Source organism: Planococcus kocurii, from assembly GCF_001465835.2.
GTDB lineage: Bacteria > Bacillota > Bacilli > Bacillales_A > Planococcaceae > Planococcus > Planococcus kocurii.
Map to the genome: position 1 here is coordinate 672,886 of NZ_CP013661.2, position 21,384 is coordinate 694,269.

Here is a 21,384-nt window from a genome sequence, read left to right on the forward strand (position 1 = left end):
GAAGATAAGGTATGTGATAGCCATATAAAAAAGGCTCCGATTCAATCTCGGAACCTCTTTCTTATACTTAATCTGGCACTGCCTTATTTCTGCATCGCTTGGTCTTTTAGCGATCGCCGTAAAATTTTCCCAGTTGTATTCTTCGGCAACTCTTTAAGAACTTCAAACTGTCTTGGCACTTTGTATTTTGCTAAATGCTCTGTGCAATAAGCTTTAAGATCTTCTATAGAAACCGCTGGATCCTTTAATACTACATAAGCATTAACTTCTTCACCGAAGTCTGGATCCGGTAAACCGACAACTGCGGCTTCTAAGATTGCAGGATGAGCAAAAAGCACTTCTTCCACTTCTCGTGGATAAACGTTGTAACCGCCGACGATAATCATATCTTTTTTGCGGTCTACAATATAGAAGTACCCTTCTTCATCAACACGTGCTAAATCACCCGTATAAAGCCAGCCATCACGAATTGCTGAAGCTGTTTCTTCAGGCATTTTGTAATAACCTTTCATGACGTTCGGTCCACGAACAATCAATTCACCCACCTCGTTTGTTGCTACTTCTTCACCTAATTCGTTAACCACTTTGTTTTCTACATTGATAATGGAAGTACCAATTGAGCCCGCTTTACGCTCACGATCAATCGGGTTAAAGCACGTAACTGGTGATGCTTCAGATAAGCCATAGCCTTCTGAAATACGCACATTGAATTTGTCTTCGAAACTATGCAACAAAGCAACCGGCATTGCGGAACCTCCTGACACCGCAAGACGAATAGACGCAAAATCCGCTGGGTCAATGTCTGGCAATTGGTTCATAAAGTTAAACATAGTTGGTACGCCAGCAAAAACGCTTGCTTTGTGTGTTTTAATCGCATCAAACACTTCTTTTGGATGAAAGCGTGGAATCAAAACAATTGTCGCACCTTGTAATAATGGTGCGTTAACTACTACTGTTAATGCAAATACATGGAAAACTGGCAAAGTTGCTACTACCCGATCATTTCCACCAATTTGCAAATACGCTCCAACATCACGTGCGTTTGAATATAAATTCTGATGTGTCAGTAGTGCGCCTTTTGGCTTTCCAGTGGTACCCGATGTGTATAAAATGACGGCATTATCATCTGCTGCAACTTCTGCAAAAGTATTAGTTGCTGTTGAACGAGCCAACAGATTTGTAAATGAATACACCTTCTTTTGAACAGCTTCAGGCAATTGCATCATTTTCTCTTGTGTCGATGGATCTGTTTCACAAATAATATACGATTCTACAAAAGGCAGTGCTTGATGTGCTTTTTCTATGAGCGGAAGTAAGGCGTCTAATGCTACTACTACTTTTGCATCACTATCATTGACTATGTAAGCGATTTCATCGGGGCTATAAATAGGATTGATGGGGACACTTGTAGCTCCCAAGCGCATTGTGGCGTATAGTGCAATTAAAAAATGTGGCGTATTGCTTAAAAGAAGTGCAACATGATCGCCTTTTTTTACGCCTAAACTTTGTAAAGAATTAGCAAAAACAGCAACTGTTTGATCAAATTCACCATAGCTTGTATCTTTCCCCATAAAGCTATAAGCGACTTTTGCAGAATCCTGTTGTGAAATTTCATGAACACGTGTCATTAAATTCATCTTCATCCCTCTTTCGCGTTGAATGAATACTCATTCATATTTAAATCTATTTTTATTATAAAATAAATCTTCAGACAATACAACAGGCACCGTAAAATTACGGTGCCTGTAAGTGAGCGACATAGCGCCAACGAATCAAGAAAAAGTATAAAATTTGCGCCACTGTAAATCCGCCAAGCACAATGGACATTTCACCAAGAATCGACAACTCAGCAAATTCATCCCATACAACTTGCAACGAAATGAACGCAAATGCACTGTGAAGTAAAGCAAGTAACCACGGCAAAAAGAATTGAGGAATAAGTTGCCGGTTCACAATTTTCCCTAGCTCTTTGTCAGTCATCCCTAGACGAGTTAGCAATTTATATTGCTTACGATCCCGTTCAAGACCTGTATACAATTTAAAGTAGATAAAGCTCCCTGCTGCCAACAAAAAGACAGCTGCTACCATAACTCCGATAAACAACAACAAAGCAAAAGAAGATTTAAACCACCGATAATCGGCGCCAGGATTTTCAAAGAAAAAATTAACGTCACTAAAATTGGCAGTTTCCACTGCCTCATCAACTATCGCCGTTAACCGATTGCCAATATTCATTGTTTCTGTCCAATTTAATACATCAAAGGCATAGTAAGAGAAATTTGATTTTCCAGCTTCGTAGCCTAGTAGCGGTTGATCGATGGCTCGATAATCGGCGTCACTAACAACAATCGTATTGATGTTTAATGTGTGAATTGGAAACACAACATGCGGATACGTTGAACGAAGCGATAAAGGTACATCACTTTCGAGCAATACGGTATCGACGCTAGCACTTTGCAACTCTTTTAAAGAATCTAATGAAAATGGTACAAATAGCCCTTCTCCTTGCTGCAATTGCGCTGGTTCAAAATCAAGCGCTGTTGCTAAGCGATTAAATTCGGACAGCGCTAAAATATCGACGTCGTTTCCAGTAGCCGCTGAGGTTTGACGTTTGACCGTCAATTCGACCATATCGTAGGATAATTGCTCATCTCTTAATTGGCTCGCTAGTCTGTCGATATGCTCTTCTTCCAACTCATTGTCGTCAAACGAAATATAAACAAGGCCTAATGGATTTGATTCACGGAAATCTCCTGTATAAGACATAAAAGACGCCAAAGTTCCGACTGTCAAAAAAGCTACCGTCGAAACGATAGTGACAATAAAAAACATTTGAGCACTGTCTTTTAATTTAACTGAAGCCTCGGCCAACGACACTAAGCGCGTTTTTTTCCAATATACAATCTTTTTTCGTTTGTATAGTTGCAGGGAAAAATGAAGTGTATGCGTGAAAAAGAGATACGTACCGAAAGTCGCAAGTGGCGGAACGATAAAAACCATTTGGTACACTGTTTGATCTGATACATTTGCCGCAAATGTATAGGCAGAAGCTAAAAAGACAATACCCATAATCGCTAGCACAGTAGAAGATTTCGACTCTTCCTCGACCTTCCAAAAGCCTTGCAACAAATCGACGATTCGCTTCGTCCGAATAAACCCGACGCTGACAAAGGATATAATGACAAACAGACTAGCGAATGCCGCAATCGTCAGCAAAAAGGGCTCCCATGAAACATAGAGGGGCAACGCATCTAATTCCATAATCTCTCGGCCGATCATAAAAAAGAATTTAGAAAACGCAAAACCGAAAACGATTCCAGTTACAGTTGAAATTGTTCCAATAATGAGCATTTCGAAAAAAATTAACTTGTTCAGTTGCTTTTTTGACATTCCCAAATGCATCAACACGCCGAATTCCTTTGAACGTGCCTGTAAAAAAGCGCTCATCGAATAAAACAAGAAAAATAACGTAAAAATATACAACACTATTTCTGCAATCATCATGCCTCGTATAGCAAGCAGTTGCAATCCATCCTTGTCAAATATCGGATGAAAAATAAACATCGAGCAGACAAAAAATACCATGACAGAAAAGACGCTAGCTAAAAAGAACGCTGCGTAATTTCTTCGGTTACGGACAACGTTATGGTAAGCGAGTTGCCGAAAGGTCATTAACGGATCCTCCCAACAACGACAAAACATTTAAAATTCGCTGGTAAAATGTCTGGCGTCGTTCATCTCCATAAATTTCATTGAAGAACTCACCATCTTTGATAAACAGCACACGATCACAATAACTTGCTGCAATCGGATCATGCGTTACCATAATGATTGTCGTGTTATTGTCTTTAGCAATATTCGATAAAATTTCAAGTACGTCACGTGAAGATCTAGAATCTAAATTTCCTGTCGGTTCATCTGCCAAAATAAGTGCTGGCTGATGGATAAGCGCACGTCCAATAGCTGTTCTTTGCGCTTCTCCACCTGAAATTTCGTTTGGTTTTTTATGAAGGATTGATGTCAATCCGAGACGTTTCGCAATTCGCAACACGCGACGTGCCATTTCATCAATTGGCACATAATCAAGCGTTAACGGCAAAACTAAATTTTCTTCAACCGTCAGCATCTGCAGTAGGTTAAAGTCTTGAAAAACAAAACCTAGTTGTCTTCTACGAAATAACGCCAATTCATTTTTATTCAACAAATGTGGATTGGTTCCGTCGATTAAAATCTCTCCAGAAGTTAACGAGTCAATTGTTGAAATCAAGTTTAGCAGCGTTGTTTTACCACTCCCTGAAGGTCCCATTACTGCCAGAAATTCACCTTTTTCCACTGTGAAGCTCAACTGGTTCACTGCCCGGTGCGTCACTTTCCCCTCGTAGACCTTGGTCACTTCGTCGATTTTCACTACTGTCATCATTTTCCTCCTGTGTTGCAAAATCTTGGTTGAAGAATCGTACAGATACAGTTGTCCCTTCTCCTTGAATAGAAGAAATCAACAATTCATGACCCAGCTTCCCGCAAATTTCTTTTGCCAAGTACAAGCCCATTCCTGTGGATTCTCCAGTTTTCCGTCCATTTTCTCCAGTGAAGAACGCTTTAGTTATACGTGGTAAATCAGAAGAAGAAATACCGATTCCTTCGTCGCGAACTGTCAAGAGCGTATTGCCGTTCGAACATTCGGCAGCAATCAGCACTTTTTTATTCGGTTCAAATGTGTACTTAACCGCATTTGTTAAAAATTGACCCATGATAAATTTCATCCATTTTTGATCCGTTGCTACAACGTGCTCTTCTGCTATTGAAATTTCAGGGTATACACGTTTTGAAATAAATAATCGTTTATTTTCTGTAACTACTTCACTAACTAAAGACCGTAAATTAATTTTTTCAATTTGCATATCTTGCTCAAATGTATCTAAACGTGCATTCATCAAAACTGTGTCCAGCCCTGCTTTTAAACGGTCCATTTCTTCATGAACACTTTTCTTATCAAGCTCCTGCTCTTCTTGAAGTAAGAGGTGCATAACCGATAAAGGAGTTTTCATTTGATGTACCCACTGGTTCATAAACTGCAAATGGCGGTTTTGAGAAGCATATAAAGATTGCACTTCATGCTGGTACAGTCGATATAATTTTTGCAGGTAGATTTCATTTTGTACTTGCTCAGGTGACTTCCCTTCACGTTGAAGCATATGTTCCATATTCTGTGGAGTGGCCAAAATACGTTGATAATATTGGTAACGTTTAACAAAGCGTGTCAAAAGAAACGAAATGACCAAAACTGTGCTAATGACGAATGAATAAATAGCTGTATCCACATTACGAAAACCATCTAGCCAGTACAGCAGCATAATAAAAGCTACCAGCACCATTTGAAAGACGATGAATGCTGCGTGTTCTTTCAAAAATAATCGCCACATCATGCTTCCTCCTCGTGAAGCAATAGACGGTATCCCGCCCCTCTAACCGTTTCAATCGTAGACTTCACAGTGTAATCAGCTAGTTTTTTACGAACTCTCGTCATATTCACATTTAGCGTGTTCTCATCCACAAATGCCTGATCGTCCCATAATTCCTCAAGCAATTGCTCACGTGATACTACTTTCGGATAATTAGATAACAAGAGTTCCATAATTGTGCACTCTTTTTTTTGCAGCGGAATAACTTCAGCCTTTACATGCAGCTCCATTCGTTCCATATACAGTATGATGCGCCCCACTTTGACAGAGCGTTCTTCTTGTTTTGGTGCGTATTCCCCATAAGCTCTACGCAAATGGCTCCTTATTTTTGCAAGGACGATTTCATAATGGAAAGGTTTCGTAATGAAATCATCTCCACCATTTTCCAAAGCGAAAACTTGATCCATTTCACCTGAGCGAGCTGAAATGAAGAGGATTGGACACGTGCTTTGCTGCCTGAGCTGACGGCACCAATAATAGCCATCGTAAGAAGGCAGGTTAATATCCAGTAAAATCAAATGGGGATCAAAAGCTTCGAATTCTTCGATGATTTGATCAAAATCTTTTGCGGTCTCTACTTGGTAATGGTACTTCCTTAAAGTCTCTGCCAATAACTCCGCAATTTTCAAATCATCTTCTACTATGAAAACCCGTTGAACAGCCACATTGATTCCCCCTTTCCTTTTTCTTTCCATTTTAACAAAAGAGCCTGCATAAAAGCAGGCTCTCAGCAATTCTTAATAAATTAATTTTAAAAATTCATCTGTCGTGATGCCGCCCAGAAGTTTGGGGATGTCGATCCCTGAAATCGCTTCATCTAATGAGGCACGCTCGTATTTAGATCCAGCAATCGCCTGTTCGATTTCCGATACATCACCAACACCGAAAAAGTCTCCGTAAATATTGACATCTTGAACTATGCCCTTGTCTACTTGCAATCGGACATCAATACCGCCAACTGGAAAACGATGAGAGTGCTTAATGTTGAACTTAGGTGACTTGCCGTAATTCCAATCCCAATTGCCGTAGCGCTCTTTCGACAATTCATGAATATTCTTCCAATCTTCGTCCGTTAATTCATAATAACGTACATTTTCTTCACCTTCAAAAATTGAATGTAAAATCGCATTACGGAATTCTGTCACTGTCATCGGCTCTTTCAAAAACTCAGAAATGTTCGCGACGCGACTCCGAATCGACTTGATGCCTTTTGACTCGATTTTTTCTTTGCTAACTTTCAGCGCAGATACGACTTCATCAATCTGTGTATCAAACATCAATGTACCATGGCTGAACATACGTCCTCTAGTTGAAAATTGTGCATTACCCGATACTTTCCGACCTTCTGCCATTAAATCATTGCGTCCAGAAAGCTCTGCGTTAACGCCAAGACTTTGCAATGCTTTTACAACAGGTTCAGTAAATTTACGAAAATTACGGAAGCTGTTGCCGTCATCAACTGTAATAAAGCTGTAATTCAAATTTCCTAAGTCGTGATAAACTGCGCCACCACCTGATAAGCGGCGAACGACATGAATGCCATTAGAATCTACGTAATCCGTATTAATCTCTTCAGCTGTGTTTTGATTCTTGCCAATAATGATAGATGGTTCATTAATATAAAATAGAAGAAATGGATCTTTCTCAACATCCATTGTTTTTAATAGATATTCTTCGATTGCCAAGTTAATTCGCGGGTCTGTAATGCCTTTATTATCTACAAAATACATATTCTCTCTCCTTTTGGCTACGTCGCTCTTTCTAGTTTAACGGATTATTTAAATAAATTCACTATTTTGGGTTGACGAATCCAAACTGTTATAATACACTAACTTAAACACCAACAGTACTATAACAAAAAGGAGCTGGAAGTTATGATTGAAAACGTAGTCGAATTTTTCAAGAACTTGCCCCCGAAACAGTGCGCGTCTTGTGGAGAAAAAATGGAAGAGCAGCATGAATGTTATGGTACTAAATGTGACTCGTGCAACGATTTATAAGATCAACTAAAGCATACTTAGAAGAAATGAAGCAACGCTCTTTAGCGGTGCTTCGTTTTTTGTATTAATCAATATAACGGATCCGATAATTCAATGCTGTACTACAACACGCGGTATTTTTACGGGCGCAATCGCTGCCGAGCAATTCTAAAACCTAAGCTACCTTATCTATCACAACACAAATTCCCCCTCTTCCTATCACTATGCAGCGAAAGCACGTCAAAGGAGTCGATCGAGTGATAAGACTGGCATTTTCTCAACATATCGCGAGACCCTACTCCGAAGCAATTTCCAAAACGTTAAAATCGATTTCTTTAGCTCTCTCTTATTGACCATACACAACAAAAAAGACACCGCCTGAGCAGTATCTTCGTCATTTTATATCAATGGCCTGAATGATCTTCCATCTTATCCATGCCTTGTGTATCATCACTATCATCCGAAACAATAGATGCTGGATCTGGATTACCCACCGTAATTTCTTGTTTTGGCATGACATGCAGCGAACGCGCAGTCGTATGTGCCTGCATAAAATACAGTCCCTCTTCTTCAAAGCTTGTTTGTGCTTCGTAAATGCCCTCTTCCGTATGTTCAGCTGGAATCATTTCGCTATTGCTGCGATCTCCAGACTGCCATACTTCATAGACAACTTCATCAGCATCTTCCACAGCTTTATCGCCCTGTGTCACAGTAACAGACAAAAGAACTTCTTTAGCCGGGTCAGCTTGTGTATCGGTATTAAATGCAACTTTCACTTCTTCAATTTGAGGTGCGGCACCAGGAGAATCAGCTTCTCCTGTTCCGCATGCAGCAAGTAAAAGAAAAGGGATACCTAGCCAAAATAATTTTTTCATTTCGTATTTCCCTCCGTAGTAGGTGTTTCAGCAGAAAACAGTTTTAGTAGTTGAGTGGCAGCTGCTTTTCCTTGGTCAACGCAAGCTGGCAAGCCGAACCCTTCAAAAGATCCCCCCGCAACCTGCACTTGTGGAAAAGCATATTGCAACTCTTTCTTTGCTAAAGCTACGCGTTCATCATGACCAACCAAATATTGTGGCATCGCTTCTTTCCAACGGGAAACCACTGTAAATTCAGGGATTAGTTGAATATCCAATAATTTTTGCAGATCTTCTAAAACAGCTTTAACAATTTCACCATCTGATAGTTCTACAACAGCCTCATCCCCGACACGGCCAATAAATGACCGATAAACAGCTTTTCCAGACGGTGTTAGGCTCGGCCATTTCAAATGGGCTGCTGAACAAGCAGTGATCGTAAAATCACTATTTCGCGCTACAACAAAACCGGTACAATCACTTTTGCTCGCTCGGACACTTTCTGGTAAAACAATAGACACTGTCGCGATAGACGTAGAAGGCATATCTTTTAATCCTTGTAACAATCCTAAAGGCTCAAAGATTGGCATTAATTTCGCATGTGGCAACGCGAATATTACGCCATCCACGGTTATCGATGTCTCATTGTTTAACGTAAGCTCTATTTCACGCTGTTGCTGCTCTATTTTTTCAACTTTGATGCCTTTTAAAATCGTGCACTTCTCCAATTCTTTTTCCAGCGTCTGCACAAGTGTTTCAAGACCGCCTTCGAACGTTTGGAACAAACCTTCTTTTTCGGTATCAAAAGCACGATAATCTGATACTTTCTTTTTCTTTAAGCCATGAATTAAGCTACGATGTTGTTGCTCAATTGCCAGTAATTCAGGAAATGTTGCTTTTAAACTCAATCGGTCAATGTCCCCAGCAAAAACACCTGAAAATAAGGGTTCAATTAAATTTTCAACCAATTCGTTACCAAATCTACGTCTTAAAAATCTCCCCAGCGGCTGATCGTCAAGTATAGTCGATGCAGGCAAGACAAAATCTCCCAAAGTACGGATCTTGCCAAACCAAGAGCTAGTACCTGAAGTGAAAAACGAAGCGAAATTGGTAGGTATGCCCATAACCGATTCTGTTGGAATCGGATAAAGTCGATTCTCAACCACTACATGGGTTTTACCAGGAGCACTTTGGACCAATTGATTTTCTATCCCTAATTCTCGAGCCAGCTGTTGAATACTATTTTTTCGTGAGACAAACGAATCCGGACCACGCTCAATTACAAAACCATCCTTTTGCAAAGTCTGGATTTTCCCGCCAAGACGGTGGGCTGCTTCAATCAAAGTGATTTCGATTTCCAAACCTTGCTCAATTGCTTGCTTTTGTAAATAGTATGCCGCTGACAGTCCAGTTATGCCACCGCCTACAACGACTACTTTATGCGTTTGTACAGTCACGTTTAATCCTCACTTTTATCTAATTTATTTTTCTGCTAGTTTGCGCAATACGACATCTGTTAACCCATCAATAAATAAAGGCTGAACGTTCGGCATTTTTGGACGATAATAATTTGCACCAATGTCATCGCATACTACTTTACATTCATAATCGTTATCGAAAAGAACTTCTAAATGATCTGTTACAAAGCCAACTGGTGTATAAACAAATGATGTATACCCTTTTTCTTCGAAAAGATCACGAGTTAAGTCTTGAACATCTGGTCCAATCCAAGGTTCGCCCGTTTGTCCGGCACTTTGCCAGCCAATTTCTACATTTTTAACGCCCGTTGCTTGCTGAATCATTTGGGCTGTTTCTTTTAATTGGTCTGGGTATGGATCACCGTTTGCAATAATTTTTTCTGGCAATGAGTGTGCAGAAACGATTAAACAAGCATTTGCTCGTTCTTCTTCTGACATTCCATCAAACGTTTCACTTACTTTTTCCGTCCAATATTGGATGAATTTTGGTTCTTTGTACCAACTTTCAACAGAAGTCAAAGAGATGCCTGCTTTTTCAGCTGCTTCTGCTGCACGGCCATTATATGATTTTACTGAGAACGTTGAAAAATGGGGTGCTAAGACGATTGAGATTGCTTCTGTAATGCCGTCTTTTTTCATTTCTTCAACACCATCTTCTACAAATGGCTCAATGTGCTTAAGACCTAGATACATTTTGAATTCAATGTCATCTTGAACGTCATTTAAACGATCGCATAGGCCATTCGCTTGTTCTAATGTAATTTTAGCAAGTGGCGAAATACCACCAATTGCTTTGTAACGACTTTTCAAGTCTTCTAAACTTTCTTCGCTCGGCTTACGGCCACGGCGGATATGTGTGTAGTAGCGTTCAATATCATCTTCTGAGTAAGGTGTTCCATATGCCATTACTAATAATCCCATTTTCTTTTTCAACCTAGTCACCTCATTATGAATTTTGTTTTACTTCCAGTTATTTTTATGTGCAGCACTGTATTCGTGAACAAATGATGTTAAGCGTTTCAAAGTATCTGGATTAACCTCTGGGAATACTCCGTGACCTAAGTTAAAGATATACCCATCATTTTGCATACCCATATCTAAAATCTTTTTCGCCCGCTCTTCGATTACTGACCAATCTGCCAATAAATAAGCTGGGTCAAAGTTGCCTTGCAACGCTTTTGTTAAGCCCATTGAACGCGCTTCTGAAATCGGCAAACGCCAATCCAGTCCAACGACGTCGACAGGAAGTTCGTGCCATTCTTTAGCTAAATGACTTGCGCCTACTCCAAAGATGGTTAATGGTACATTTTCTGTACGCAATTCTGCGAAAATACGATCCATTACCGGTTTGATGAAAATACGGTAATCTTCAACGTTCAAGGCACCAACCCACGAGTCGAAAATTTGGATCGCTTTAGCTCCTGCTTTTACTTGTGCTTTTACATAAGGAATGATTGTGTCGGCTAGTTTGTCCATCAAGGCAAACCACATAGCGGGCTCAGAAACCATCATTGCTTTTGTTTTGTTGTAGCTCTTCGAAGGACCGCCTTCAATCATATAACTCGCCAATGTAAAAGGTGCGCCTGAAAACCCAATCAACGGCACGTTTAATTGTTCTTGTGTTAGTATACGAATTGTTTCAAGTACATAATCGACATCTTGTTCAGGATTAATGTCTCCTAAGCGTTCGATATCTGCCATCGTACGGATTGGGTTATCGATAACCGGACCGATTCCTGACTTGATTTTTACGTCCACTCCAATTGCCGGCAGTGGTGTCACAATGTCTTTATACAGAATGGCCGCATCGTTATTATACTGATCCACTGGAAGCTTGGTAACATATGCACACAATTCTGGTTGATGCGTAATTTCCTCTAATGAGTATTTTTCTTTGATTTTGCGGTACTCTGGCTGTGAACGTCCAGCTTGTCTCATATACCAAACGGGTACGTGATCTGTTTTTTCTCCACGTGCTGCGCGAAGATAAGTATCATTAAATGTCATGAATGTTTCATCCCTTCGATGTGCTACTCTACTTTTGTCTACCTATATCCGTCTATACTATAGACGTTCCGTACTATATTGTATAGATTCCAAACGCATTTGTCATAAATTCGACGCTTCTCTTTTCACTTGATTGCCATTCCTGTTTCAGGAAGTTTCCTAAAGGGAAGTAGATATAGTAGTATTTATATTATTAGGAGGGGTATTAATGAACTTTTACATGACAACTGGAACATACGACTACATGAAAAAAATGCGTGACAAACACCCACAAGAGACGATGGTCGTCATGCAGGGCGAAAATACGACAATGATGATGCACGAAACAAAAGGAAAAACTATTTTCCAAACACCTCGGCGTTATGAAATCGTCGATGGGACAGGTGACTTAACTGAGAAAGGATTTTTCGTTTTAAACAATATACCGGTAACTGAAGAAGGTCGTCCAATTTTTGAACATCGTTTTAAAAATCGTGCGGGTGCTATTGAAAACGAACCCGGATACATTGCATTTCGTGTTTTAAGACCGCTTGATTCAGATACTTATATCGTTTTGACTGAATGGGAATCTCCTGTTTTTTATGAAAAATGGAAAGAGTCTCAAGCTTTTGCACAAGCTCATTCTGAGAAACCGGATAGTGGTGCACAGCGGCCAAATATTTTCTCAGGTGTTTCTCATATCAGTACCTATAGAGCAAAGCCTGAAGAAGATTAATACAGCATATTCTTGCCCCATAACTAAAAAGGAGGAAATTAATTGGTTTTTGTTATTTTTATATTAGCGGCGGCACTTACTGTATTTGCCTCCATCAAGCTATCTCAATATGCAGATGTCATCAGTTCCAAAACAGCAATGGGCGGCATGATGGTCGGTACATTATTATTAGCAGGTGCTACTTCTCTGCCTGAAGTTTCCACTAGTTTTTCTGCCGCAGCGATTGGCAACGCTGATATCGCTGTTGGAAACATGATCGGATCGAACTTGTTTAACTTGTTCATCCTCGCTGGATTTGATTTTCTCTTGCGTGGTCGACGTATTTTAGATCGAGCTTCACGCAATAATATTTATACAGCACTTCTTGGAACCTTATTAACGGTTTTGGTCATTTTGGCACTTTGGTTACGCATTGATGTCCAAATTTTAGGTATTGGTTTAGATGCATTAATCATTGCCATCACTTATATAGTTGGTATGATTGCTATCAATAAATTGCCGTCTCTTGATCCTCAAGCAGAAGCAATTGCCGAGTCAGAAGAAGAACCTGATAACCCAAGTGCTTCTTTATCGTCAAAAGCAGCCATTTTTCGTTTTGTTATCGCGGCACTGATCATTTTAGCTGCTGGGACGGCGCTATCCATTACAGGAGACGAAATTGCGATCATTACTGGAATCGGCTCTAGCTTTATCGGTAGTTTCTTAATTGCAGCAGCGACTTCTCTTCCAGAAGCCATTTCTGTTTTTGTGGCGCTACGATTGAACAATGTGAACATGGCTGTTGGTGCAATTCTCGGAAGCAACATCTTTAATATGATCATTCTTGCCCTTTCTGACCCTGTATATACTGCTGGGACAATTATTTCAGGGGTATCTGGTGCGAATATGATTATCGCTATCGGTGTATTGATCATGTCATTGCTCGCTTTGTTTTCGCTTTATAGAAAAAAGAGTGGTTCTACATTATCCTATGCACTACCGTCAGTTATTATTGTCGTTGTGTATTTCGCAGCATCTTACTTTAATTTCACTTACTAAGATAAACTAAAAGCAAAGTCCGATTCCCGTCTGCGGAGTTGGACTTTGCTTTTTTTGTTTCTTTTAAATCTTAAATAAGTTAATAGTTCCTATACCATATATCGCATATTACATTTAGGTTCATTTTCATACTGCTAGTTATTTATGATATGCTTTTAAAAAAGAAAGGGGTTTTAAAAATGATTGATACGCTTTACGCTAAATTAGATGCTGCTTACCCAGAAATGGTCGAGATTCGTCGTCACCTCCACATGAATCCTGAACCGTCGTTTCAAGAAACCCAAACTGCTCAGTTTATTCGAGATTATTACGAAAAATTAGGCGTTGACGTTAAACACAATATTGGTGGAAATGGTGTCGTCGCAACCATTCAAGGCGCAAAACCTGGAAAAACCGTTGCATTGCGCGCTGATTTTGATGCCTTGCCGATTCAGGACCAGAAAGAAGGAGTATCTTACCGATCAACTGTTGATGGTGTCATGCATGCATGCGGACACGATGGTCATACAGCCACTCTCTTAGTTTTAGGGAAAACACTCTACACCATGCGTGAAGAATTAGCAGGAACCTACATATTAATTCATCAGCACGCTGAAGAACTCGTTCCTGGAGGGGCAAAGTCTATGATAGAAGCTGGTGTCTTGGAAGGCGTTGATGCCATTTTTGGCACACACCTTTGGTCAACGACACCATTCGGGAGAATTGACACACGTGTCGGTCCAATTATGGCAGCAGCAGATAGCTTTCAATTGAAAATTCAAGGTCGTGGTGGTCACGGAGCAAGTCCTCATGAAACCATTGACGCAGTTGTCGTCGGCTCTCAAATTGTCTCTACTCTCCAGTCTTTAGTATCTAGACGTGTAGATCCTTTAGAATCTGCTGTCTTATCTATCGGTTCGTTTGTTGCGCAAAACCCTTTTAATATTATCGCAGACCAAGCAGTATTGTCAGGTACTGTCCGTTCATTTAAGGAAGATGTTCGTAGCTTGATGGAAACAGAAATGGAGCGCGTCATTAAAGGAACGAGTTTGGCTAACAACAGTCGTTATGAATTTAATTTCAAACGAGGCTATCCGGCTGTCATTAATCATGAAAAAGAAACGCTTTATATTAAAAGCATTGCGGAAACCGTTCCAGGCGTTACAGAAGTCTTTGACTGCCCACCTCAAATGGGTGGAGAAGATTTCGCCTACTACTTAGAGGAAATTCCTGGAGCCTTCTTCTTTACAGGAGCTATGCCCGATGGTGATGTGTTCCCCCACCACCATCCGAAATTCGATTTTAAAGAAGAAGCGATGCTTGTCGCCGCTAAAACTTTAGGCACAGCAGCTATTCATTTTCATCAATAAAAACAAACCCGCCCTCTTTTTCAGAGGCCGGGTTTGTTTTTAAGTTTTTTTACTTTTTAATACAGTAACAGTCACGAAAGACACGACCAAAATAACCATAAGCGTTATCAAAGCTGTGATCAACTGACCCATAATTACTAACATGATGGCTGCAGCGATGCTCTGCACTAGTTGCAACGCAAGAATAAGTTTAAAAACAGCTTGTTGTCTACTAAAGTGAGATAGTGGAAACAAATTGTCCATTCGGAAATGTTGTGTATGTGTCAAGCCCTGCCAAATTTGAATAGTGGTTGCGAACGCCAACGCGCCTGCAAACAATGCCACACCCACTTGAAACGGAACGAACCAAGCACCTATCATAACAATGACAGTTAGCCGTACCCATAAATAAAATAATTCATCTGACCGGATAAACGTTCTACAAACCAAATACAAGTGAGCATTTTTTGCTCCCGGCTTAATAAAGCGATAAATCCAATTGAGCCATGACCTGACTTTTATTTTTCCCTTTAGATGAGGGACATCGGTAAAGTAATTAGCAAACTGATAAAAACGCAGCATGCGATTTTCTTCTAGTGCAATAAAATGCTCATAAGCAAAAGGCTTGCCAACGGCTTTACGAGTAATCCATTTGCCATAAAAAATGATAGCAAACAGAACAAATACAGCAACTATTAACTGCTCTTCTATATAAAAGTAGGTGAACAAACCAACTAGCAAAAAACGTAACAATCGGTCTAGCCACACGCCTTCTCCTGCTCCTTGGCGTCGAAAGGCGAATTCAGTTTGAACATTCCACCATTTGATTAGCAGTAAGAGAATTGGAAAGCCAATCAAAAAAGAAGACGGCAGACCGTATAGGGCGTTGACCATCGGCAGCGAAACGATGAAAACGACTACCGGCAAATACAGTTGAGACACGAACGACCATTTTAAAGCAGGTTTCAAAAACTCATCTAATTTGCTTTCCAATGGCAAAAAATACACCGTATCCGCTTCTTTTAACAAGGTTGACGGTGGACTGATGGCGAGCAACAATCCAAACACTCCTGCTAATAGCCATGCGGCTGGGAATTCAGGTGGAATATCCTGTATCCATTCGCTATAAGCAAAACCGGCAGCTCCGAGTGCAAAAAGTAAAACGACGGCAATATGACCTGTAAAAATATATTTTAAATAGTTTTGAACTTCAACGGTGTGCTTATGAAGTCGTCTCGACCAAATATCATGCAAATTCTTCATTTAGCTCATCCTCGGTCATCGCAATATACAAATCGTCTAGCGACGCATCTGGCATATTAAAGGCTTTGCGCAAATCTTCCATTGTCCCACTTGCTCGCACACGGCCATTATGAAGCAGGATAATCCGGTCACAATAACGCTCAGCTGTGGACAAAATATGTGTCGACATCAGCACCGATGCGCCTTTTTTCTTTTGTTTTTCCATTTGATCTAATAGTGATTTAATACCCAGTGGATCGAGTCCAACAAAAGGTTCGTCGATGATATACAGTGCGGGATTCACGAGAAACGCACTCATAATCATCACTTTTTGACGCATTCCTTTTGAAAAATGTGACGGGAACCATTTTAGGCGCTTTTCCATTCGAAATTCCTTCAACAATTCTGCAGAACGTTTTTCAAACAGCTTAGCATCGATATTATAAGCCATCGCTGTCAGTTCAAGATGTTCACGCAATGTTAATTCTTCATATAACACTGGAGTCTCCGGAATATAGGAAAAAGCAGATCGATACGTGTCCATATCTTCTTCAAAAGTTTTGCCATTCAAGCGGATCTGCCCTGATTTTGGTTGCATCAAACCGATAATATGTTTGATGGTGGTACTCTTGCCTGCTCCGTTCAAGCCAATCAAGCCCACAAGTTCTCCTTTTCCTATCGAAAACGTCACTTCTTGTAAAACGGGTTTACGTGTATACCCCCCTGTTAACGCATCAACTTCCAAAATAGCCATCGAAACACCTCTTTCTTTCTATTAAACTATTGTATCAAAACTGACTCTCGATTTCTTTTGTCATATGGCAATTATGGTAACATGGTGAAAATGGAAAGGATGATCCCCAATGACAAATTGTATTTTCTGCAAAATTATTGCAGGCGAAATCCCTAGCGTAAAAATTTATGAAGATGAGCACGTCTTCGCTTTTATGGATATTATGCCCTTGTCAAAAGGCCATACTTTACTTATTCCGAAAACACATCGTGAATTCGTATACGACATGACCCCAGAAGAAGCAGCCAACTTGTTTTCCGTAGCTCCTAAAATTGCTAAAGCTATCAATGAAACCTTTCAACCTGAAGGCATGAACCTGCTAAACAATAATGGCGCAAAAGCCGGACAAAGTGTTTTCCACTTCCACTTACACTTTATCCCACGCTATGGTCAAAGTGATGGTTTCGGTGCCAAGTGGATGACCAAGGAAAAAGAATTCACTTCTGAACGTATACAGGAACTGGCAGAAAGCGTAAAAGAAAAGTTAAACGCTGAAGCTTGATTTTCTGAAGTAAACAGGATAAAATCAGGTTAAGTTTTTCGCCGGCGGTCATGAGGGCACGTCCGGGAAAAAGAAACTAGCACATAGCTGAGGAGAGATGAGAAATGAATACGAAAAATCTAGTTTTAATGGCGCTGTTGGTCAGTGTCGGAGCCACACTTTATGTAGTGATTCCAGGCATCAACGGCGGGATGAAGCCCGACTTTATGTTGACAATGATGTTTGTCGGAATTCTGTTGTTCCCAAATGTAAAAAATGTCTTCTTATTAGCAGTAACGACCGGTGTCTTATCAGGTCTATTCTCGACATTCCCAGGCGGCTTTTTCCCGAATATTATCGATAAATTTATCACAGCGTTTGTGTTCCTTGCTTTGGTCATGCTATTGAAAAAATTCGTTGCAAAGTTACCTGTTACGATTGCCCTTGTTGCAATGGGAACTGTATTATCGGGAACGATTTTCCTTTCTGCTGCTATTTTCGTTATTGGCGCCAACATTCCTTTTAGTTTGTTGTTTGTCACAGTAGTGCTGCCTGCAGTTTTGTTAAACGGAATCGCTTTCGCTTTTATTTACCCGATTGTGATTACATTGGTCAAGCGTTCAAAATTCGAAACGGCGGTTTCGCAAGCCGCCTAACAAAAGAGCTTTTCACTAGTAACAACAGTGAAAAGCTCTTTTTATTGAATAGTCGTTCATCTATATGTTTTAATTAGGTATAATAGAGGAAAAGAAGTTTATAGGAAGAAAGGGGCGTTTCAAATATGAAAGCATCAAGATTTTTCTTAGGACTTGCTACAGGGGTAGCAGCTGGAGCTGCAACAGCTTTATTCTCTACTCCACAATCAGGACAGGAATTTCGCTCTACAGTGAAATCAACGTCAGCTGAATGGAAAGAATATTTGACCGAACTAAAAGATAAAGTGAATAGCTTAAAAGAGTCGATCAATCATTTAACAGAAGAAGCTAAATCTCAGCTTCCTGAAGCAGTCGATGGATTAAAAGCTTCACTGGAAACATGGACAGAGAGTACCGCTCCTGCTAAAGAACATCTTCAACTTGAAATCATGGCCATCCAAAATTCAATCGAAGAATTGCAAAAAGCCATTAGCAAAGATAAAAAAGTTATAAAAAATGATGACCAACCCAAATCAGAAAAAGTTGACGATGATACACAAAGCGCTTAAAACAACTGCCTTCCGGCGGTTGTTTTTTTTGATGGTCTGTTTATAACTTAGAAAGCTCATTGTAAATCTACTATTTAACAAAAATCCATCGCAGTGATTTTTGGAGACTGAGTTATCTTTTACGTTTGCCAGTTTGATTTCTTTTGCCACGTTGTCTTTTTATTCCAAAAAACTAAACAAACTCGTAGATCTTCCCACTGTAAATTATTTTACTATTCTTACTTTAATTACGTTTGCTTTACTGCTATAATAAAGAAAAGATTTTGGAGGAAAGTTGGTGCCTGTGTGAACGAGAAGGAATATACCATGAAAGAAGCTATGCTGTTTAGTCAACGCATTGGTCAATTGTCGAAAGCTCTATGGAAAGCGGTAGAAAAAGATTGGCAAATGTGGATAAAACCTTATGATTTGAATATTAATGAACATCACATTCTTTGGATTTCCTATCATTTAAAAGGCGCTTCGATTTCAGATGTCGCAAAATTTGGTGTGATGCATGTTTCCACTGCTTTTAACTTCTCCAAAAAATTAGAAGAACGTGAACTGCTGTCTTTTTCAAAACGCGATACGGATAAACGCAATACGTATGTCCAGCTAACTGAGAAAGGCGAAAAATTAATGCAGGAGATGATTGAGAACTATCATGAAACTCCTCACTCCGTCATTGAAGGCTCTCTACCTTTACGCGAACTCTACGGAAAGTTCCCTGAATTCATGGACATCATGGCTGTTATACGCAATATTTATGGCGAAGACTTCATGGAAATCTTCGAAGCTTCCTTCAAAAATATTGAGAATCGATTTAGCGAAGAAAACCATGTTATCAAGCATCAAGAAAGCCAGCAATAACAAGTCATTTCATAAAAAAAAATTATGGTTGCATTTCCTTATAAATCATTGTATTGTATGTATCGAATCAAAAATGAATTTAGTAAATAGGGGATGCACACATGCACTGCTGGAAAACAATTAACTTAAAAAAACAATACGGATTTGACCGGCTTTTCATGATCTCTGCGCTTTTTGGAGTCGCTGTTTTTATGGCTTCTTACATTGGGCTTGCAATCGTCTATGCCACGCCTCTATCCGATCAATATTTTCTATTTTTTATAGTGTCTTTGCTCGCTATTTATCCGCTTCACAAGATTTTGCATTTCTTGCCTTTGATCGGCTGCCATAAATCATTGAAATTCATAATTCGAAAACAAATGAAAGTGTGTCCCGCTTTTTCACTCCATGTCAATGAACCGGTTCCCAAAATACGGTTTTTGCTTTCATTGGGTACACCTTTTCTTGTACTAAATACGGCTATTATTAGCTTAAGTATTGCAATGCCTGAATTTAGCCATTACTTCGCTATGCTTTTGGCGTATCATTGTGCGCTGTGCTTGACGGACATTATTTACCTTCGTAACTTAGCCCGTTCGCCAAAGTATGCATTAATAGAAGAAACAGACACCGGCTTTGAAATCCTGATCCCTCCAGTAGTTAGCTGATATCTGCTTTTTCTTCCGGTCTTTGTTATACTAGGAAGTAAAGTCAGAGGGGAGGAAATCCATGATTATCGCATTTATTGTTATGTTCTCTGTGTTTTATCTTTTCCAGATCAACCGGATGACATTGGCACTTGTAACTTCTCGAGAAATTCCAGAAGAAAATCATCAAAAGATATTCCGAACGATAAATATATTAATTACAATACTATTGGTATCGTTGTATGTAGGCGTAGAATTTACACCTTAACTCACTTGCCTCTTTGGCAAGTGACTTTTTTTTGAAACTTTGCAAACCGTAATACGTTTATAGTATAGTAACTACTGCATCTAGATAGAAAGTTGGGAGCGAAATCTAATGAAAAAATCTTTTTTAACATTTACTTTGGCAGCATCTGTACTGGCTTTATCTGCGTGTAGCGATAGCGGGGATGACAAAACAATTGTAACTTCTGATGCTGGTGATATTACAAAAGACGAGCTTTATGAAGAAATGAAAACATCGATTGGTGAACAAGCAGTTCAAATTTTACTAATTGAAAAAGTACTTGCTGAAAACTTCGAAGTGACTGACAAAGAAGTAACGGCAGAATACGACAGCAACAAAGAAGAACTTGGAGAAAGCTTTGACCAATTTCTAACCCAGAACAACCAAACAGAAGAAAGCTACAAAAAAGTAATCCGTTTGAATTTATTACAAGAAAAAGCATTGACTGAAGGCATCGAAGTGACGGATAAAGAAATACAGACACAATACGATCGCCAAGGCACTGAATTAAATGCACGTCACATTCTTGTTGCTGATGAAGAAACCGCTAACTCTCTTAAAAAGCAATTGGATGAAGGCGCTGATTTCGCGAAATTAGCTAAAGAAAATTCGACAGATACCGGTTCTGCTGAAAATGGCGGTAACGTTGATTGGTTCGGTCCAGGGGCAATGGTTCCTGAGTTCGAAAAAGTCGCTTACGAGCTTGAAATTGACGAAATTAGTGAACCTGTCGCATCTGAATTCGGCTTCCATATCATTCAAGTTCTTGAAACACGTAAAGTAGAAGATCAACCGGCACTAGAAGACCAAAAAGATAAGATTCGTTCTGATTTGGCTATAGCTAAAGCAGATCAATCCACTTTGCTTCCAAAAGTCGCTGAGTTGATGAAAGACGCAAATGTAGAAATCCAGGACGAAGATCTTAAAGGGGCACTAGATGATATTTTAAATCCTCAAACGCCTGCTGCTCCAACTGAATAATAGAAGTTACTTTAAAAGAACCGTTCTAAAAGTCTTGCAACTGACTTTTAGCAACGGTTCT

General features: G+C 39.7%; 23 protein-coding genes. 11 read left to right on the plus strand and 12 right to left on the minus strand.

Annotated features, from left to right (window positions below):
- Positions 1-83 precede the first annotated feature (83 nt).
- The 6 genes from AUO94_RS03460 to AUO94_RS03485 all read right to left on the minus strand — a co-directional run bounded on the left by AUO94_RS03460 (position 84) and on the right by AUO94_RS03485 (position 7,192).
- Positions 84-1,637, minus strand: a complete 1,554-nt coding sequence (locus tag AUO94_RS03460) for a fatty acid--CoA ligase family protein (protein ID WP_058385932.1) — start codon at positions 1,635-1,637, stop codon at positions 84-86.
- Positions 1,638-1,734: 97 nt separating this feature from the next.
- A complete protein-coding gene (locus AUO94_RS03465; protein ID WP_058385933.1) occupies positions 1,735-3,672 on the minus strand; it encodes an ABC transporter permease in 1,938 nt (645 codons plus the stop codon).
- Positions 3,644-4,417, minus strand: a complete 774-nt coding sequence (locus tag AUO94_RS03470) for an ABC transporter ATP-binding protein (protein WP_058385934.1) — start codon at positions 4,415-4,417, stop codon at positions 3,644-3,646. The genes AUO94_RS03465 and AUO94_RS03470 overlap by 29 nt, the downstream gene beginning before the upstream one ends.
- Entirely contained in the window at positions 4,320-5,423 is a 1,104-nt protein-coding gene (locus AUO94_RS03475; RefSeq protein ID WP_058385935.1) for a sensor histidine kinase, read from the minus strand. Before AUO94_RS03475 ends, AUO94_RS03470 begins: the two co-directional genes overlap by 98 nt.
- Entirely contained in the window at positions 5,423-6,157 is a 735-nt protein-coding gene (locus AUO94_RS03480; RefSeq protein WP_410477406.1) for a response regulator transcription factor, read from the minus strand. Before AUO94_RS03480 ends, AUO94_RS03475 begins: the two co-directional genes overlap by 1 nt.
- A gap of 42 nt (positions 6,158-6,199) precedes the next feature.
- Positions 6,200-7,192: a lipoate--protein ligase gene (locus tag AUO94_RS03485; RefSeq protein ID WP_058385937.1), complete on the minus strand. Its 993-nt coding sequence runs from the start codon at positions 7,190-7,192 to the stop codon at positions 6,200-6,202.
- A gap of 144 nt (positions 7,193-7,336) precedes the next feature.
- On the opposite strand from AUO94_RS03485, the gene yhfH reads away from it, so the two are divergent.
- Positions 7,337-7,462 (plus strand): protein YhfH, encoded by a 126-nt coding sequence (yhfH, locus tag AUO94_RS16990; RefSeq protein WP_071153669.1) that lies wholly within the window; start codon positions 7,337-7,339, stop codon positions 7,460-7,462.
- Positions 7,463-7,845: 383 nt separating this feature from the next.
- Here the strand turns inward: yhfH and AUO94_RS03490 are convergent, their stop codons facing one another.
- The 4 genes from AUO94_RS03490 to hemE are packed head-to-tail and all read right to left on the minus strand — an operon-like array spanning position 7,846 to position 11,780.
- Entirely contained in the window at positions 7,846-8,316 is a 471-nt protein-coding gene (locus AUO94_RS03490; protein WP_058385938.1) for a FixH family protein, read from the minus strand.
- Positions 8,313-9,752 carry a protoporphyrinogen oxidase gene (gene hemY / locus AUO94_RS03495; RefSeq protein ID WP_058385939.1) on the minus strand — a complete coding sequence of 480 codons (1,440 nt, stop codon included), beginning with the start codon at positions 9,750-9,752 and terminating at the stop codon, positions 8,313-8,315. The genes AUO94_RS03490 and hemY overlap by 4 nt, the downstream gene beginning before the upstream one ends.
- Before the next feature lie 24 nt (positions 9,753-9,776).
- A complete protein-coding gene (hemH, locus tag AUO94_RS03500) occupies positions 9,777-10,694 on the minus strand; it encodes a ferrochelatase (RefSeq protein ID WP_058386938.1) in 918 nt (305 codons plus the stop codon).
- Positions 10,695-10,733: 39 nt separating this feature from the next.
- Complete coding sequence (gene hemE / locus AUO94_RS03505; RefSeq protein WP_058385940.1) at positions 10,734-11,780, minus strand: uroporphyrinogen decarboxylase; 1,047 nt, start codon at positions 11,778-11,780, stop codon at positions 10,734-10,736.
- A 208-nt stretch (positions 11,781-11,988) separates the two neighbouring features.
- On the opposite strand from hemE, the gene AUO94_RS03510 reads away from it, so the two are divergent.
- The 3 genes from AUO94_RS03510 to AUO94_RS03520 all read left to right on the plus strand — a co-directional run bounded on the left by AUO94_RS03510 (position 11,989) and on the right by AUO94_RS03520 (position 14,882).
- A complete protein-coding gene (locus tag AUO94_RS03510; RefSeq protein WP_058385941.1) occupies positions 11,989-12,495 on the plus strand; it encodes an antibiotic biosynthesis monooxygenase family protein in 507 nt (168 codons plus the stop codon).
- Positions 12,496-12,537: 42 nt separating this feature from the next.
- A complete protein-coding gene (locus AUO94_RS03515; protein WP_058385942.1) occupies positions 12,538-13,533 on the plus strand; it encodes a sodium:calcium antiporter in 996 nt (331 codons plus the stop codon).
- Between the two features lie 179 nt (positions 13,534-13,712).
- Positions 13,713-14,882, plus strand: coding sequence for an amidohydrolase (locus AUO94_RS03520; RefSeq protein ID WP_058385943.1), 1,170 nt, complete (start codon positions 13,713-13,715; stop codon positions 14,880-14,882).
- Positions 14,883-14,921: 39 nt separating this feature from the next.
- Here AUO94_RS03520 and AUO94_RS03525 read toward each other — a convergent pair whose 3' ends face one another.
- On the minus strand, positions 14,922-16,124 hold the full coding sequence (locus AUO94_RS03525) for an ABC transporter permease (RefSeq protein WP_058385944.1): 1,203 nt from the start codon (positions 16,122-16,124) through the stop codon (positions 14,922-14,924).
- A complete protein-coding gene (locus tag AUO94_RS03530) occupies positions 16,108-16,857 on the minus strand; it encodes an ABC transporter ATP-binding protein (protein ID WP_058385945.1) in 750 nt (249 codons plus the stop codon). The genes AUO94_RS03525 and AUO94_RS03530 overlap by 17 nt, the downstream gene beginning before the upstream one ends.
- Positions 16,858-16,966: 109 nt before the next feature.
- Between AUO94_RS03530 and AUO94_RS03535 the strand changes: the two genes are divergently transcribed.
- From AUO94_RS03535 to AUO94_RS03565, 7 genes are all read left to right on the plus strand, one after another.
- Positions 16,967-17,398 (plus strand): HIT family protein, encoded by a 432-nt coding sequence (locus tag AUO94_RS03535; RefSeq protein ID WP_058385946.1) that lies wholly within the window; start codon positions 16,967-16,969, stop codon positions 17,396-17,398.
- 104 nt (positions 17,399-17,502) lie between these two features.
- Positions 17,503-18,033, plus strand: a complete 531-nt coding sequence (locus tag AUO94_RS03540; RefSeq protein ID WP_058385947.1) for a tryptophan transporter — start codon at positions 17,503-17,505, stop codon at positions 18,031-18,033.
- A 125-nt stretch (positions 18,034-18,158) separates the two neighbouring features.
- Complete coding sequence (locus AUO94_RS03545; RefSeq protein ID WP_058385948.1) at positions 18,159-18,581, plus strand: YtxH domain-containing protein; 423 nt, start codon at positions 18,159-18,161, stop codon at positions 18,579-18,581.
- Between the two features lie 306 nt (positions 18,582-18,887).
- Positions 18,888-19,430: an HTH-type transcriptional regulator Hpr gene (locus AUO94_RS03550; protein ID WP_058385949.1), complete on the plus strand. Its 543-nt coding sequence runs from the start codon at positions 18,888-18,890 to the stop codon at positions 19,428-19,430.
- Between the two features lie 101 nt (positions 19,431-19,531).
- Positions 19,532-20,077: a DUF3267 domain-containing protein gene (locus tag AUO94_RS03555; RefSeq protein WP_058385950.1), complete on the plus strand. Its 546-nt coding sequence runs from the start codon at positions 19,532-19,534 to the stop codon at positions 20,075-20,077.
- Between the two features lie 61 nt (positions 20,078-20,138).
- The gene (locus tag AUO94_RS03560) at positions 20,139-20,324 is read left to right on the plus strand and encodes a hypothetical protein (RefSeq protein WP_006828367.1); all 186 of its coding nucleotides are present in this window, start codon (positions 20,139-20,141) and stop codon (positions 20,322-20,324) included.
- A gap of 108 nt (positions 20,325-20,432) precedes the next feature.
- Positions 20,433-21,323: a peptidylprolyl isomerase gene (locus AUO94_RS03565; RefSeq protein WP_058385951.1), complete on the plus strand. Its 891-nt coding sequence runs from the start codon at positions 20,433-20,435 to the stop codon at positions 21,321-21,323.
- Positions 21,324-21,384 lie beyond the last annotated feature (61 nt).

Bases quoted from the DNA above. Each gene is read 5' to 3' on its own strand.
- AUO94_RS03520 (WP_058385943.1), top strand. From the start codon at position 13,713: ATGATTGATACGCTTTACGCTAAATTAGATGCTGCTTACCCAGAAATG.
- AUO94_RS03465 (WP_058385933.1), bottom strand. From the start codon at position 3,672: ATGACCTTTCGGCAACTCGCTTACCATAACGTTGTCCGTAACCGAAGA.
- AUO94_RS03555 (WP_058385950.1), top strand. From the start codon at position 19,532: ATGCACTGCTGGAAAACAATTAACTTAAAAAAACAATACGGATTTGAC.
- AUO94_RS03470 (WP_058385934.1), bottom strand. From the start codon at position 4,417: ATGACAGTAGTGAAAATCGACGAAGTGACCAAGGTCTACGAGGGGAAA.
- yhfH (WP_071153669.1), top strand. From the start codon at position 7,337: ATGATTGAAAACGTAGTCGAATTTTTCAAGAACTTGCCCCCGAAACAG.
- AUO94_RS03460 (WP_058385932.1), bottom strand. From the start codon at position 1,637: ATGAATTTAATGACACGTGTTCATGAAATTTCACAACAGGATTCTGCA.
- AUO94_RS03475 (WP_058385935.1), bottom strand. From the start codon at position 5,423: ATGTGGCGATTATTTTTGAAAGAACACGCAGCATTCATCGTCTTTCAA.
- AUO94_RS03530 (WP_058385945.1), bottom strand. From the start codon at position 16,857: ATGGCTATTTTGGAAGTTGATGCGTTAACAGGGGGGTATACACGTAAA.
- AUO94_RS03545 (WP_058385948.1), top strand. From the start codon at position 18,159: ATGAAAGCATCAAGATTTTTCTTAGGACTTGCTACAGGGGTAGCAGCT.
- AUO94_RS03565 (WP_058385951.1), top strand. From the start codon at position 20,433: ATGAAAAAATCTTTTTTAACATTTACTTTGGCAGCATCTGTACTGGCT.
- AUO94_RS03535 (WP_058385946.1), top strand. From the start codon at position 16,967: ATGACAAATTGTATTTTCTGCAAAATTATTGCAGGCGAAATCCCTAGC.
- AUO94_RS03560 (WP_006828367.1), top strand. From the start codon at position 20,139: ATGATTATCGCATTTATTGTTATGTTCTCTGTGTTTTATCTTTTCCAG.
- AUO94_RS03540 (WP_058385947.1), top strand. From the start codon at position 17,503: ATGAATACGAAAAATCTAGTTTTAATGGCGCTGTTGGTCAGTGTCGGA.
- AUO94_RS03485 (WP_058385937.1), bottom strand. From the start codon at position 7,192: ATGTATTTTGTAGATAATAAAGGCATTACAGACCCGCGAATTAACTTG.
- AUO94_RS03480 (WP_410477406.1), bottom strand. From the start codon at position 6,157: ATGGAAAGAAAAAGGAAAGGGGGAATCAATGTGGCTGTTCAACGGGTT.
- AUO94_RS03525 (WP_058385944.1), bottom strand. From the start codon at position 16,124: ATGAAGAATTTGCATGATATTTGGTCGAGACGACTTCATAAGCACACC.
- hemH (WP_058386938.1), bottom strand. From the start codon at position 10,694: ATGGGATTATTAGTAATGGCATATGGAACACCTTACTCAGAAGATGAT.
- AUO94_RS03490 (WP_058385938.1), bottom strand. From the start codon at position 8,316: ATGAAAAAATTATTTTGGCTAGGTATCCCTTTTCTTTTACTTGCTGCA.
- AUO94_RS03510 (WP_058385941.1), top strand. From the start codon at position 11,989: ATGAACTTTTACATGACAACTGGAACATACGACTACATGAAAAAAATG.
- AUO94_RS03550 (WP_058385949.1), top strand. From the start codon at position 18,888: ATGAAAGAAGCTATGCTGTTTAGTCAACGCATTGGTCAATTGTCGAAA.
- hemE (WP_058385940.1), bottom strand. From the start codon at position 11,780: ATGACATTTAATGATACTTATCTTCGCGCAGCACGTGGAGAAAAAACA.